Below are 13,146 nucleotides of genomic sequence, written 5' to 3' on the forward strand. Positions count from 1 at the left end.
TGCTATCCCATGCCGGCCTTGACGATGTCTTGACGGACGGCGCCCCCGCCGGGCGGATCAGGCCTGCGGGTGATATTGGTAGAGCCAGGTTTCGGAGGCCACCTGGTCGCCGACCTTCAGGTAGCAGCGCATTTCCACGGGATCGCCGCCTTCGACCTTCAGGTCGAATTGGGTGCGCCAATGGCCCGGCACGTCGTCCGGCACGGCCTCGGTATATTTGTAGTCGCCGAACGTGCCGCGCGAGGTCGACAGGACCGGCTCCGGAATGAGGCCCTTGGGCAGATTGACCAGCGGGCCGCCCTTGAACTCGATCAGGAACTTGCGCACGCCCGGGGGGCGCGGCTGGCCCGGCTGGCCGCCGCGGCCGAGCCGGGTGGCGACGACGCGGGCGAGGGGCGTCGGCGTCGGCTCGTCGGCCAGCCAGTGCAGCCGGTAGCGGTATTCGCGCGACGAGCCGGGTTCGGAGGCCTCCTCCGGCACCCACATGGCGACGATATTGTCGTGGATCTCGTCGTCGGTCGGCAACTCGACGATCTGGACGGCGCCGCGGCCCCAGTCGCCCAGCGGTTCGACCCAGGCCGAGGGTCGCTTCTCATATTTGACGCCGTCGAGATAATGCAGGAATTCGCGGTCGCGCTGCAGCAGGCCGAAACCGCGCGGGCCATGGTCGACGAAGCTCGATGTCATGGTGCGCGGCGGATTGTTGAGCGGCCGCCAGATCCGTTCGCCGGCGCCGGTCCAGATCGCCAGGCCGTCGCTGTCATGCACCTCGGGACGCCAGTCGATGGTGCGCGACGTCGTCGTCTCGGAATACCAGTACATCGAGGTCAGCGGGGCGACGCCGAGATGGGTGATGCGGGTCCGGAAATTCAGCGTCGCCTCGATATCCATGATGACGCCGGAGGTGCGCCGGCACTGGAACCGGTAGGCGCCGGTCAGGGACGGCCCGTCGAGCAGCGCGTAGAGGGTGACCGGGTCGGTCTCCTTCTCGGCCGTCTCGATCCAGAAGGCGACGAAGTCGGGAAATTCCTCCGGCCCCGGGCCCTGGCCGGGCGACAGCGCGATGCCGCGGGCCGACAGGCCGACCTGGCCGAGCTCGCCGACGGCGCGGAAATAGGAGGCGCCGAGCCAGGTCGCCCAGGGCTCTTCCGTGCGCCAGTCGCGCGATCGCGCCTCCTGCAGCCACAGGCCGGCAAAGGCCGAGGGTTCGGCCGGAAGCTTGGCGGCCGGATGGTCCGGCTGAATGGTGAAATAGCTGTTGTCGTAAATGATCTCGCGGGCCTGGCCGTTGGCGAGCGAATGCATGCGCACGGTCTTGGCGAAATACTGGCCGACATGCTGGAAGGTCACGGGATAGGCGCCCGGGCCGGTTCCGAACAGCGCGAAATCCTTGTTGAAGCGCAGCTTGCCGTGATTGTCGTAGTCGATGCGCGCGACGATCTCCGGGTTCGGCCGGGGCGGCGCGACATAGGCCTTGCCGGCGCGCTCGCGCGCCATGGCCTTCAGGCTCTCATAGGAGAAAGCCCGCGCCGGGCCGAATTTCAGGGCGGTCGCGGCGCGCGCCTCGCCGGTCAGGACCGGCACCATGCCGGCAGCGGCGGCAAGGCTCAGGAGGTTACGGCGGGACAGCGTCTGGACCATGGGTTCACTCGGGCATTCGACATGTAAAGGCACGGCCGGCGGGCCGCCGCGCCGTGATGATACGGGTTTTCCGGCGAAACTGGGGCGCCCTTAACGAAAAGCCAAGGCCGGACGGCGTCATTCGCATTGACTTTTTACGATGCGTGATGTTCTTCCTAGCCTTCACGGCACTTCCGCCGAGGACCCTCTCCGTCAATGGCTTTCGCTGCAACCACCAAAAGCACGAAAACCACGCCGGCCGCCAAAAGCGGCACGGCAGGCTGACGCTTAGTCCTCGCTTCCGGGTGCTCCCCCGACGGGGGAGATGGGCACCACGGAACCCGAAAAGGGTTCCGATCCCGGGGGAGAGTTGAAACTCAAGGGCTTGAAATCATGGGTTACAAGGTCGCCGTCGTCGGTGCCACGGGCAATGTGGGCCGCGAAATGCTCGCCATCCTGGAGGAGCGCGGGTTCCCGGTCAGCGAGGTCGTGCCGCTCGCGTCGCGCCGTTCCATGGGCCAGGAAGTGTCCTTCGGCGACAAGACGCTGAAGGTCCGGGCGCTCGAGAACTACGATTTTTCTGACACCGATATCTGCCTGATGTCGGCAGGCGGCGCGGTGTCGAAGGAATGGTCGCCGAAGATCGGCGCCCAGGGCTGCGTCGTGATCGATAATTCCTCGGCCTTCCGCTACGATTCCGACGTGCCGCTGATCGTGCCGGAAGTGAATGCCGATGCCATCACCGGCTTTTCCAAGCGCAACATCATCGCCAATCCGAACTGCTCGACCGCCCAGCTGGTGGTGGCGCTGAAGCCGCTGCATGACCGCTTCGGCATCAAGCGCGTGGTGGTCTCGACCTATCAGTCGGTATCGGGTGCCGGCAAGGACGGCATGGACGAACTCGACCGCCAGACCAAGAGCCTCTACTCGCTCAAGGAGCCGGAGACGAAGAAGTTTCCGAAGCGCATCGCCTTCAACGTGATCCCCCATATCGACGTGTTCATGGAAGACGGGTTCACCAAGGAAGAGTGGAAGATGACGGTCGAGACCAAGAAAATCCTCGACCCGAAGATCAAGCTGACCGCGACCTGCGTGCGCGTGCCGGTGTTCATCGCCCATTCCGAGGCGGTCAATATCGAGTGCGAGCAGCCGATCCGGGCCGAGGAAGCACGCGAGATCCTGCGCGCCGCGCCCGGGATCCTGGTCATCGACAAGCAGGAGCCGGGTGGCTACGCGACGCCGCTCGACGCCGCCGGCGAGGACGCGACCTATATTTCGCGCATTCGCGAGGATGCGACGGTCGAGAACGGCCTCGCTTTCTGGTGCGTCTCGGACAACCTGCGCAAGGGCGCGGCCCTGAACGCGGTGCAGATCGCCGAGGTCCTGATCAACCGCAAGCTGATCCAGCCGAAGGCCAAAGCGGCGGCCTGATATCGCCTGCTCGCCCCTGACGTCTTGTTGCGAACGGCGGGCCCAGAGCCCGCCGTTTCGGTTTGGGAGGCCATCATGGCCCGCTGGATCGCGCTGTTCGACGACAACCCCGACGCCGCCTGGGTGCGGCGGGACCACGACCAGGATCACTTCGCCTATCTCGACGCCCGGAAGGACAAGATCCTGATCGGCGGCGGCCTGAGGCCGGCACCTGGCCAATGGTTCGAAGGGGGCCTCTGGGTGATGGAGGTGGACAGCCGCGAGGAGGCCGTCCGTCTCGTCGAGGACGACCCCTATTTCATATATGGCTTGCGCCGGAGCTACCGGCTGGCGCTGTGGGGCAAAGCACCCTGCTACGGCGCGATCACGCTCTGAACCGTCAAGCCGGCGCGTCGCAGCTGAACACCTTGCCGGGCCGGTCGAGTGCCGGCGAGAAGATGCCGGTCGCCTCGTCGAGCACGCTCAGCACGCCGGTGGCGACGCCGAAAAAGGCACCGTGCAGCTTCAGCTTGCCGCGCTCCTCGAGGATGCGCACGCAGGGGAAGGTGCGCAGGTTCTTCAAGGAGGTTGCGACGGAAGCGTGTTCGAGCCGGGTCAGGTAGTCGGTCATGGAGGAGGCGCCGCGCGGGCCGGCCTCCTCGATCGCCGGCGCGATCATGCCCATCCACTTGCCGATGAAGTCGCCCGGCGACAGCGGTTCGGTGTCCTCGCTGACGGCGGCCCGGATGCCGCCGCAGCGGCCGTGGCCGAGCACCACGATGTCGGAGACGCGCAGCGCCATGACGGCGAATTCGAGCGCCGCGGAGGTGCCGTGATAATTCTCGTCCGGCGCATAGGGCGGCACGAGGTTGGCGACATTGCGCACCACGAACAGTTCGCCCGGGCCGACATCGAAGATGACCTCGGGCGAGACGCGGCTGTCGCAGCAGCCGATGACCATGGTCTTCGGGCGCTGGCCTTCCTTTTCGAGCTGTTCATAACGCTCGGATTCACGCGGAAAGCGGCCATCGAGAAAGGACGCGTAGCCGTCGATCAGGCGGGTTGGCAGCATGGGACACCTCGCGAACGCAGAACGGCTCCGTTCAACGCCTTCGCGGCCGCCGGGTCAATCCGCCGTTCGGCACTGCAATATCAGAGCCAGCCCGGCACCCGGTCGAGCGCGATGATCGCGTCGACATCGACACGCGGCCTGACGACGGCCCAGTCGGCGCCCTTGACCAGCACCTCGGGCGACAGGGCGCGGGTGTTGTAGGTGCCGGCTTGAACCGCACCATAGGCACCCGCCGACATGATCGCGACGAGATCCCCGGCCTTGACCTCGGGCAGCTTGCGGCCGAGCGCCATATAGTCGCCGGTCTCGCAGATCGGCCCGACCACATCGACCTTCGGGCGTGGCGCGCCCGGTGCCGGCTCGATGACCGGCTTGATCTCGTGATAGGCCTCATAAAGCGTCGGACGGATCAGGTCGTTCATGGCGGCGTCGACCACCACGAAAGTGCGACCCTCGCCTTCCTTCACGTAGAGCACGCGGGTGACCAGGATGCCGGCATTGCCGACGATCATCCGGCCCGGCTCGAAAATGACCTTGGCGCCGATCGTGGCGGTGTGGCGCTTGACCACTTCGGCGTAATGGGCGGGATCGGGCGGGGGCTCGTTGTCGTCCTTGTAGGGAATGCCGAGCCCGCCGCCAACATCGACGTGATCGATGCGATGGCCGTCGGCGCGCAGTGTCCGGACGAAGTCGGTGAGCAGGGCGAAGGCGTCGTTGAACGGCGCGAGATCGGTGATCTGCGAACCGATATGCATGTCGACGCCGGCAATGCGGATGCCCGGCAGCCGGGCCGAGCGGGCATAGACCTCGCGCGCGGTCGAGATCGGAATGCCGAATTTGTTCTCGCTCTTGCCGGTCGAGATCTTGGCATGGGTCCTGGCGTCGACATCCGGATTGACCCGGAACGAGATATGCGCGGTCATGCCGAGGCCGCTTGCGACGTCCGACAGCTGGACGACCTCGGGCTCGCTTTCGACATTGATGCAGAAAACGCCGGCCTCGAGCGCGGCGCGGTGCTCTTCGCGGGTCTTGCCGACGCCGGAGAACATGATCCGCTGGCCGGGCACGCCGGCCTCGAGCGCACGCTTCAATTCGCCGCCGGAGACCACGTCCATGCCGGCGCCGAGCCGGGCGAGCGTCTTGATCACGGCCTGGTTCGAATTGGCCTTCATAGCGTAGCAGACGAGCGAGTCGAGCCCGGCAAAGGCCTCGGTGAACACCCGGTAGTGGCGCTCGAGCGTCGCGGTCGCGTAGCAATAGAACGGTGTGCCCACCTCGTCGGCGAGCCGGTCGAGTGCGACGTTCTCGGCGTGCATGACGCCGTTCAGGTAGGCAAAATGGTGCATGGCTTACAAGAGCGGATCGAGGACGAAGCGGCCCGATGGCAGCAGGGGCGTCCGGCCGACCGGCCGGTTGGGGTCGTAATCGCGCCGGGCGGGACCGGTGAGCTGGCCGGCGGGTTGGCCGGCGGGCTGGCGCTGCGGCGGATTGGCCGGATCGCTCGACGTGTCGGTGCGCGGCGGCAGGTTGGGCGGCGTCGGGCCGCCGATCGGCGAGGGTGTCGGGCCCGGCAGCTCGAGATTGCCGCGACGGCCGCAGGCGCCGAGCGCGAGCGCACCCGAGACGACCAGGAGGAGGGCGGTACGGCGGGACGGAAAAGCGGTCAATGCATGGCCTCTCGGGGTCGAAGCGGGCGCACCATAACGGATCATCCCGCGGTTCGCGAGAGGGTCCGTCACCGCCGGATCAACCGGGCGGCGAAGAAGCCGTCGAGGCCGGCGAGCGAGTCGTCCTGGTGGCTCCAGGCCGAGGGCAAGGTGCGCAGCATGCCGGCGGCTCCGACGAAAGGCGCGAGGCCCGGGAACTCGTCGGGATCGATCGGATCGAGGACCAACCGGGGTTCGCGCGCGAGCAGGGCGGCGATCTGCTGCTCGCCCTCTTCGGGCTCCAGCGAACAGGTGCAGTAGATCGCCCGGCCGCCCGGGCGGAGCAGATCGGCGACCCGGTCGAGAAGGCGGGCCTGCATGCGGGCGAGGCCCTCGACATCGGCGGCGGACTTCAGGTGCATCACATCCGGATGGCCGCGCACCGTGCCGGTGGCGGTGCAGGGCGCATCCAGGAGGACGGCGTCGTAGCTGCCGGTCAGCCCGAGCGCGTCGGCGGTCACGACGGTCACGGTGAGGCCGAGCCGCTGCATGTTCTGGCTCAGCCGCTCCAGGCGCCTGGCCGACCGGTCGACGGCGGTGACCGATGCGCCGGCCGCGGCGAGCTGGGCGGTCTTGCCGCCGGGCGCCGCGCAGAGATCGGCGACGGCGAGGCCCCTGACATCGCCGAGCAGGCGGGCGGGCAGGGCGGCTGCGGCATCCTGGACCCACCAGGCGCCTTCGGCGAAACCGGCGAGCTCAGGGACCGGGCCGGCGCCGCTCAGGCGGACCGATCCGGTCGGAGTCACATGGCCGCCGAGCCGCTCGGCCCAGGCCTCGGGGCTTGCCTTGACGGTCAGGTCGAGCGGCGGCTCGATCGACTGGATCTGCGCGATGGCGCGCGTCGTGGCCTCGCCATAGGTGGCGGCCCAACGCTCGCGCAGCCAGGGCGCGAGGTCGTCCAGCGGATCGAGTTCGCTGAGGATCAGCTCCTTGTCGCGGGCAATGCCGCGCAACACGGCATTGGTCAGGCCGACAAATCCCTTGGCCTTGCGATCGGCCTCGACCAGGCGCACGGCGACGTCGACGGCGGCATAGTCGGGGACATCGAGAAACAGGATCTGGCAGGCGCCGGCGACGAGGACCGTCCGCAGCCGGGGCAGTCCGTCGGGCAGGCCCTTGGCGAGGCGGCCACGCAACACCCGGTCGATCGAGCCGAGACGGCGCAGCGCGGTGGCGGCGATCTTGCGGGCGAGCGCGCGGTCGACGGCATCCAGATCGGTCGGCTCATCGAGCGCCTCGTCGAGCGGACGAGCACGCAGGAGGACCGTCTCGATCAGCTCGCAGGCACGCCTGCGGCTGGCCAGGCCAGGGGGTGGGGCCGGCTTCCTGGCCGCCGGTCGGAACGAACGCTTGGTCATGCCGGGGGGTTTAGGCGGCCAGCCGCCGGGCGGCAAGGGGCGAGGCTTCGGTCCTCGGTCGGGCCGCGTCACCCGCACACCTCCGTTGGGAGCGTATTTGCTAGAGATACACTTGGCCGTTTCAAGTTGATCTTCGGTAATACGATACTGTTTCGCGGCGCGTCAGGCGCCGACCGGTGCGGCCGCCTCACCGGTTTCACCGCGCGAAATTCAGCATCGGCCCACGGTTGCGGCCATGAATGTCTTATGATTTCTGTATATAAGCATATTTCCCTATGACGTGACGGGTAAATATAAACCCATGCCAATTGACGGCGGTTATTCAAATTTAACCATGCATTTACGGTAAATCTCTATTCAGGACGAAATCACCACCGTCCCGACGCCAAGAAGGATGCATCTCGCATGAAAGTCCCAGTGAAACTGGTGTTGATCGCAACCCTGCTGCTGATGATCGGTGTCTCGGCGATCCAGGGCTGGTCGGCGGTGTCGAAGCTCGCCGCGGTCAATAGCGACGTCAAGGAAATGGCGACCAACTGGCTGCCGAGCGTGCGCACCCTCGGTGTTTTCAAATATCAGGTGGCGCGGGTCCGCGTCGCCGAACTCCGCCTGTCGAACATGCGTGACGGCGCCCAGGCGGCGGAGCTGGAGAAGTTCCGCGAGCGGATGGTCAGCGATATCGCGGGAACCTTCCGGCTCTACGAGACCATGCTGGCCGACGCCACCGAACGTCAGCTGTTCGAGCAGATCAAGGCGACCTGGGCCCGCTACAAGGCGCATTCTGACAAGGTGGTCGAGGCCGCCCGGCGCGGACAGGCCGACGAGGTCGCCAAGCTCTATGGCGAGGCAGTCCAGCTGTTCGACCAGGTCGTCGCGGCCACCGACAAATCGCTCGAATTCAACGCCACCGGCAGCGACACCCAATATGCCCAGAGCATCGCGACCTATGACGGCGCGCGCTTCCAGACGCTGCTGCTGCTCGGCCTCGGCATTCTCGTCGGCCTCGCCGCCGCCGCCTTCGTGCTGGTCGGCGTCACCCGCCCGCTCGGCAAGCTGACCGGCGCGATGCAATCGGTCGCCGGCGGCAAGCTCGACACCGAAATTCCCAATGCGACGACGCAGAACGAAATCGGCGACATGGCACGGGCACTGCAGGTGTTCCGCGACGGGCTCGCCGAGACCGAACGTCTCAGGCAGGAGCAAGTGGAGAACGAGAAGCGGGCGGCCGAGCGTCTGGTGGTCGAGCGCAATGCCATCGCCGACTCGTTCCAGGCCAAGCTCGGCGCCCTGGCCGAGGGCTTCTCCCAATCCTCCAGCGAGCTCGAGGATTCCGCCCGCAACCTCGCCGCCACCGCGGAAGAGACCTCGCGCCAGGCCACCGCCGTCTCCGGCGCGGCCGAGCGCGCCTCGCTGAACGTCCAGACGGTCGCCGTCTCGACCGAGGAAATGGCGGCTTCGGTCCAGGAGATCGCGTCCAAGGTCAACCAGTCGGCCGATATCGCCAATACCGCGGCGGACGAAGCCGCGCGCACCGAAAACGATATTCGTGCCCTGTCGGATGCCGCCGAGAAGATCGGCCAGGTCATCGAGCTGATCAATACCATCGCCGGCCAGACCAATCTGCTGGCGCTGAACGCCACGATCGAGGCGGCCAGGGCGGGCGAGGCCGGCAAGGGCTTCGCGGTGGTGGCCAGCGAAGTGAAGCAGCTTGCGGCGCAGACGGCACGCGCCACCAGCGAGATCAGCTCGAAGATCATGGAGATCCAGCAGGCGACCGCGCGCACGGTCGGCTCGATCGAGAAGATCGTCGGCACCATCGCCTCGATCCGGTCGATCTCGACCAGCGTCGCCGGTTCGGTCGAGGAACAGGGCGCCGCGACTCAGGAAATCGCCTCGAACACCCAGCGCGCCGCGCAGGGCACGGAAGCCGTCACCGGCAATATCAACGGGGTCGGCCGGGCCGCCGAAATGACCGGCGCCGCCTCGACCCAGCTGATGGGGCTGTCGTCGAACCTGACCGAGAAGGCCGCCGAGCTGAAGACGGAAGTGGCCGATTTCGTCAAGAGCCTGCGCGCGGCCTGATCCCCGCGCCTTCGACCCGATCCGTCATGCGGCGGGAGCCTGGTTCGCGGACCAGGCTCCCGCCGATGTTCATGTCGTCAACCCCAGGGGCCGCGCTGGCGCTGCGAACTGCCCCAGGGCGCCGCCTGGCCCGGCGGCACCGGCGCGGAATAATGCGCCACGCCCCATTGGGCGGCGAGCGCCTCCAGGGCGGCGATGCGATTGCCGGTGTCGGGATGGGTGGAGAACAGATTGTCCATCCGCTGCCCGTTCAGCGGGTTGATGATGAACATGTGGGCGGTTTGCGGGTTGCGTTCCGCGGTGACGTTGACCGCGTCGTCATGGGCGCCGGCGATCTTGGCGAGCGCGGAGGCCAGTCCGCGCGGGTTGCCGGAGATCTCGGCGCCGATGCGGTCGGCCTCATATTCGCGCGACCGCGAAATGGCCATTTGCACGATCGATGCGGCGAGCGGCGCCAGGATCATCATGGCAATCGAGCCGATCAGGCCGACGGGCGAGCGGTTGTCGTTGGAGCCGCCGGCGAAGGCGGCGAAGTTGGCCAGCATCGAGACCGCGCCGGCCAGCGTCGCGGTGATCGTCATGGTCAAGGTATCGTGGTTCTTGATGTGGGCGAGTTCATGGGCGATGACGCCGGCAACCTCGTCGCGCGACAGCCGGTTGAGCAGGCCGGTATTGACCGCGACCGCGGCATTGGCCGGGTTGCGGCCGGTGGCAAAGGCATTGGGCTGGTCTTCGTGGATGACGAACACGCGCGGCATCGGCAATCCGGCCCGGCCGGCCAGCTCATGGACCATGGCGTAGAGGTCGGGGGCCGCGTGCTGGTCGACCTCCTGCGCGCCATACATGGAGAGGACCGCGCGGTCCGATCCCCAATAGCTCCAGAAGTTCATCGCCGCCGCAACGCCAAGTGCGATCACCATGCCGGTGCGGCCGCCGATGAGGTAGCCGAGCCCCATGAACAGGGCGGTCATGGCGGCAAGAAGCATCGCGGTCTTGGCGTAATTCATATAAAATCCCCCAGGGCGTTCAGCGGTCATTAGATCGTGCGCGGATGCGCAAAGGACAAGGCTGCCCTCCGGCCGCCCGCCAGTTCGCTTGCGTACGAACGTTCTGATCTGGTAATCCGCAAGTCCGCGTATCGCCGTCCGCCGGAGCCTGTCCATGACCTATGTGGTCACCGAGAATTGCATCAAGTGCAAATACATGGACTGCGTAGAAGTTTGTCCTGTCGACTGCTTCTATGAGGGGGAGAATTTCCTCGTCATCCACCCGGACGAGTGCATCGACTGCGGCGTCTGCGAACCGGAATGCCCGGCGGAAGCGATCAAGCCGGATACCGAGGCAGGGCTTGAGAAGTGGCTCGGCATCAATGCCGATTTCGCTTCGAAATGGCCGAACATCACGCAGAAGCGCGAGTCGCCCGCCGACGCCAAGGAGTGGGACGGCAAGCCGGACAAGGAAGCGCTGCTGTCACCCGAACCGGGTCAGGGTGACTGACCCAACTTCCAACACCGTCTTACCGGCGGAACAGGGTGCGTTTTGCGGCCCCTGGCGGAGTGCGCTCGCTTAAGCCTTTGATTTCGGCGTAAATTGTGATACTGTCTTATTACAGTCGATCAAAACAACGGTTCAGCCGGAGCGCTCCCTTTTTGTGGGGCGCCTTTTTTCGGAAAATTCCGATGAAACGTCGCGATGGGGTCCGCGCAAGCGGTTTTCATCGTGCCGGGGATGCCGTTTTCACTATTGGCTGACGTCAGGGACTTGAGGCCTGCTCTTTTCAGGGGTTCGGCCGTCCCTTTCGCGCAAACCACCACGAGCCCGTCGGGCGTCGTGGACCGGCTGCCGGCGGTCGTCCGCCGACGGTCCGGCGTCACCAGCGGCCAGATCTAGGCCGGCGAGGAGTAAGGCGCAGAATGACCACCAAAAAGAACGCGCAGACCCGTCAGGGCTTCAAGACGAACGAATACATCGTCTATCCGTCCCACGGGGTCGGGCAAATCGTGTCCATCGAGGAGCAGGATATTGCCGGCTTCAAGCTTGAGCTCTTCGTCATCACCTTCGAGAAGGACAAGATGACGTTGCGTGTTCCGACCGCGAAGATCGCGCAGGTCGGCATGCGCAAGCTGGCTGAGCCGGATGTGATGACCAAGGCTCTCGATGTGCTCAAGGGTCGTGCCCGGATCAAGCGGACAATGTGGTCACGTCGCGCCCAGGAATACGAAGCCAAGATCAATTCCGGCGACCTGATCGCGATTTCCGAGGTCGTCCGCGATCTGTTCCGCTCCGACACCCAGCCCGAGCAGTCCTATTCGGAGCGCCAGCTCTACGAACAGGCGCTCGACCGGATGGCGCGCGAGCTCGCCGCCGTGGAGCGGATCGTCGAAGCCGAGGCGATCAAGCAGATCGAGGCTCAGCTCGCCAAGGGACCGCGCCGTGGCGCGGCCAAGGCCGAGGAACTGGTCGACGAGGCCGACGAGAGCGAAGTCGAAGCGGCCTGAGTTCGACCGCTTCCGAGAATTCAAAAAGCCCGGCCTCGTGCCGGGCTTTTTCATGGGGCCAGGCGGCCGGAGCTGAGTAATTGCGGCTTCATCTTGCGGCAGAATGTCGCATTAATTTTGTAAGCCGTTCAAAGGACTGGTGATTCCAAGCGATATCGCATACGTAAATCTCCTGAGCAGCATGAGAGCGGGGACAACCTGCCGTGTGGTTCGACCAGGGGAGGCGTCATGACGCGGGTGTCCGGCGTTCGCAGCGGGCTGGCCAGGGCCGCGATGGCGGCACCATTCCTCGAACGGGATGAAGAGCACGCCTTGGCGGTGCGCTGGAAGGATGACCGCGACGAGGTCGCGCTGCACCGCCTGGCCCAGGCCCATATGCGCCTCGTCATCGCGCTGGCCGCGCGCTTCCGTCATTATGGGCTGCCGATGGCCGACCTGATCCAGGAGGGCCATGTCGGTCTCCTGGAGGCCGCGTCGCGGTTCGAACCGGAGCGGGAAGTCCGGTTCTCGACCTATGCGACCTGGTGGATCCGCGCCTCGGTCCAGGACTATATCCTGCGCAACTGGTCGATCGTCCGCGGCGGCACCTCGTCGAGCCAGAAGGCGCTGTTCTTCAATTTGCGCCGGCTGCGCGCGCGCCTGTCGCAGACCATGGAGATCGGCGTGGCGCGGACCGCCATTCACCGGGAGATCGCGGTTGCGGTCGGCGTTTCCGAGGCCGACGTGGCACTGATGGACGCGCGGCTGTCCAGCCCGGAAATGTCGCTCAATGCACCGAGCCATGACGGCGAGACGAGCGCCGGCACCGAGCGCATGGACTTCCTGATCGACAAGGGACCGCTGCCCGACGAGGTCGTCGGCGAGGCGATCGACGGCGAGCGGCGGGTCCGCTGGCTGCGCGCGGCGCTCGACGTCCTGTCCGAACGCGAACTGAGCATCCTGCGGGAACGGCGCCTCAACGACGAGGGCGCCACGCTGGAAAGTCTCGGCGATCGGCTGGGCATCTCCAAGGAGCGCGTCCGCCAGATCGAGAACCGGGCGCTGGAGAAGCTGCGCAAGGTGCTGATCGACCGCCACAGCCAGGCGGCCGTGGCGCTGGCCTGACGGCCGGCGGCATCAGTCGGCCAGCGGGCGTGCCTCTTCCGGCAGCATGATCGGAATGCCGTCGCGGATGGGATAGGCGAGCCGGGCGGTGCGCGAGATCAGCTCGTTGGCTTCGGCGTCATATTCGAGGGTTGCCTTGGTGACCGGACAGACCAGCACCTCGAGCAGGCGCGGATCGACGGTTCCCGGCCGCGTCGGCGGCACGGCCGTGCGCTGGTCGGAAGGCGGGGCGGCTGCGGGGCTATCGTCGCTCATGTCTCGTCGCTCATGTCTTGCCGGCCGTCGATCCGGTCCGG

13 protein-coding genes are annotated in these 13,146 nt (G+C 66.4%); 6 read left to right on the plus strand and 7 right to left on the minus strand.

The genetic code is table 11. The annotated features are described in order from the left end of the window. Window positions 1-57 precede the first annotated feature (57 nt). Window positions 58-1,641: an OpgD/OpgG family glucan biosynthesis protein gene (locus tag AC07WJ_RS02570; RefSeq protein ID WP_494932964.1), complete on the minus strand. Its 1,584-nt coding sequence runs from the start codon at window positions 1,639-1,641 to the stop codon at window positions 58-60. A 372-nt stretch (window positions 1,642-2,013) separates the two neighbouring features. On the opposite strand from AC07WJ_RS02570, the gene AC07WJ_RS02575 reads away from it, so the two are divergent. Then, entirely contained in the window at window positions 2,014-3,051 is a 1,038-nt protein-coding gene (locus AC07WJ_RS02575) for an aspartate-semialdehyde dehydrogenase (RefSeq protein ID WP_494932965.1), read from the plus strand. A gap of 75 nt (window positions 3,052-3,126) precedes the next feature. After that, on the plus strand, window positions 3,127-3,426 hold the full coding sequence (locus tag AC07WJ_RS02580) for a YciI family protein (protein ID WP_494932966.1): 300 nt from the start codon (window positions 3,127-3,129) through the stop codon (window positions 3,424-3,426). Between the two features lie 4 nt (window positions 3,427-3,430). Here AC07WJ_RS02580 and AC07WJ_RS02585 read toward each other — a convergent pair whose 3' ends face one another. The 4 genes from AC07WJ_RS02585 to AC07WJ_RS02600 all read right to left on the minus strand — a co-directional run bounded on the left by AC07WJ_RS02585 (window position 3,431) and on the right by AC07WJ_RS02600 (window position 7,166). Beyond that, window positions 3,431-4,102: a carbonic anhydrase gene (locus AC07WJ_RS02585; RefSeq protein WP_494932967.1), complete on the minus strand. Its 672-nt coding sequence runs from the start codon at window positions 4,100-4,102 to the stop codon at window positions 3,431-3,433. An 80-nt stretch (window positions 4,103-4,182) separates the two neighbouring features. Then, complete coding sequence (gene lysA / locus AC07WJ_RS02590; protein ID WP_494932968.1) at window positions 4,183-5,448, minus strand: diaminopimelate decarboxylase; 1,266 nt, start codon at window positions 5,446-5,448, stop codon at window positions 4,183-4,185. 3 nt (window positions 5,449-5,451) lie between these two features. Next, on the minus strand, window positions 5,452-5,769 hold the full coding sequence (lptM, locus tag AC07WJ_RS02595; protein ID WP_494932969.1) for an LPS translocon maturation chaperone LptM: 318 nt from the start codon (window positions 5,767-5,769) through the stop codon (window positions 5,452-5,454). 68 nt (window positions 5,770-5,837) lie between these two features. After that, entirely contained in the window at window positions 5,838-7,166 is a 1,329-nt protein-coding gene (locus AC07WJ_RS02600; RefSeq protein ID WP_494932970.1) for an RsmB/NOP family class I SAM-dependent RNA methyltransferase, read from the minus strand. A 405-nt stretch (window positions 7,167-7,571) separates the two neighbouring features. Between AC07WJ_RS02600 and AC07WJ_RS02605 the strand changes: the two genes are divergently transcribed. Next, window positions 7,572-9,248, plus strand: a complete 1,677-nt coding sequence (locus AC07WJ_RS02605) for a methyl-accepting chemotaxis protein (RefSeq protein WP_494932971.1) — start codon at window positions 7,572-7,574, stop codon at window positions 9,246-9,248. A 77-nt stretch (window positions 9,249-9,325) separates the two neighbouring features. Here AC07WJ_RS02605 and htpX read toward each other — a convergent pair whose 3' ends face one another. Then, window positions 9,326-10,255 (minus strand): zinc metalloprotease HtpX, encoded by a 930-nt coding sequence (gene htpX / locus AC07WJ_RS02610; RefSeq protein WP_494932972.1) that lies wholly within the window; start codon window positions 10,253-10,255, stop codon window positions 9,326-9,328. Between the two features lie 154 nt (window positions 10,256-10,409). Between htpX and fdxA the strand changes: the two genes are divergently transcribed. From fdxA to AC07WJ_RS02625, 3 genes are all read left to right on the plus strand, one after another. Beyond that, window positions 10,410-10,745: a ferredoxin FdxA gene (gene fdxA / locus AC07WJ_RS02615; protein ID WP_494932973.1), complete on the plus strand. Its 336-nt coding sequence runs from the start codon at window positions 10,410-10,412 to the stop codon at window positions 10,743-10,745. Between the two features lie 416 nt (window positions 10,746-11,161). Then, on the plus strand, window positions 11,162-11,746 hold the full coding sequence (locus AC07WJ_RS02620; protein ID WP_494932974.1) for a CarD family transcriptional regulator: 585 nt from the start codon (window positions 11,162-11,164) through the stop codon (window positions 11,744-11,746). Window positions 11,747-11,974: 228 nt separating this feature from the next. Continuing rightward, entirely contained in the window at window positions 11,975-12,850 is an 876-nt protein-coding gene (locus AC07WJ_RS02625) for an RNA polymerase factor sigma-32 (protein WP_494932975.1), read from the plus strand. A gap of 12 nt (window positions 12,851-12,862) precedes the next feature. Here the strand turns inward: AC07WJ_RS02625 and AC07WJ_RS02630 are convergent, their stop codons facing one another. Then, a complete protein-coding gene (locus AC07WJ_RS02630; RefSeq protein WP_494932976.1) occupies window positions 12,863-13,105 on the minus strand; it encodes a Trm112 family protein in 243 nt (80 codons plus the stop codon). Window positions 13,106-13,146 lie beyond the last annotated feature (41 nt).

This window comes from Phreatobacter sp. GW821-FHT04C01, assembly GCF_059420385.1.

Excerpts from the sequence above, each read along its gene's own strand:
- AC07WJ_RS02630 (WP_494932976.1), bottom strand. The coding sequence starts at position 13,105 with ATGAGCGACGATAGCCCCGCAGCCGCCCCGCCTTCCGACCAGCGCACG.
- AC07WJ_RS02575 (WP_494932965.1), top strand. The coding sequence starts at position 2,014 with ATGGGTTACAAGGTCGCCGTCGTCGGTGCCACGGGCAATGTGGGCCGC.
- AC07WJ_RS02620 (WP_494932974.1), top strand. The coding sequence starts at position 11,162 with ATGACCACCAAAAAGAACGCGCAGACCCGTCAGGGCTTCAAGACGAAC.
- fdxA (WP_494932973.1), top strand. The coding sequence starts at position 10,410 with ATGACCTATGTGGTCACCGAGAATTGCATCAAGTGCAAATACATGGAC.
- htpX (WP_494932972.1), bottom strand. The coding sequence starts at position 10,255 with ATGAATTACGCCAAGACCGCGATGCTTCTTGCCGCCATGACCGCCCTG.
- AC07WJ_RS02580 (WP_494932966.1), top strand. The coding sequence starts at position 3,127 with ATGGCCCGCTGGATCGCGCTGTTCGACGACAACCCCGACGCCGCCTGG.
- AC07WJ_RS02585 (WP_494932967.1), bottom strand. The coding sequence starts at position 4,102 with ATGCTGCCAACCCGCCTGATCGACGGCTACGCGTCCTTTCTCGATGGC.
- AC07WJ_RS02600 (WP_494932970.1), bottom strand. The coding sequence starts at position 7,166 with ATGACCAAGCGTTCGTTCCGACCGGCGGCCAGGAAGCCGGCCCCACCC.
- AC07WJ_RS02625 (WP_494932975.1), top strand. The coding sequence starts at position 11,975 with ATGACGCGGGTGTCCGGCGTTCGCAGCGGGCTGGCCAGGGCCGCGATG.
- AC07WJ_RS02570 (WP_494932964.1), bottom strand. The coding sequence starts at position 1,641 with ATGGTCCAGACGCTGTCCCGCCGTAACCTCCTGAGCCTTGCCGCCGCT.
- AC07WJ_RS02605 (WP_494932971.1), top strand. The coding sequence starts at position 7,572 with ATGAAAGTCCCAGTGAAACTGGTGTTGATCGCAACCCTGCTGCTGATG.
- lysA (WP_494932968.1), bottom strand. The coding sequence starts at position 5,448 with ATGCACCATTTTGCCTACCTGAACGGCGTCATGCACGCCGAGAACGTC.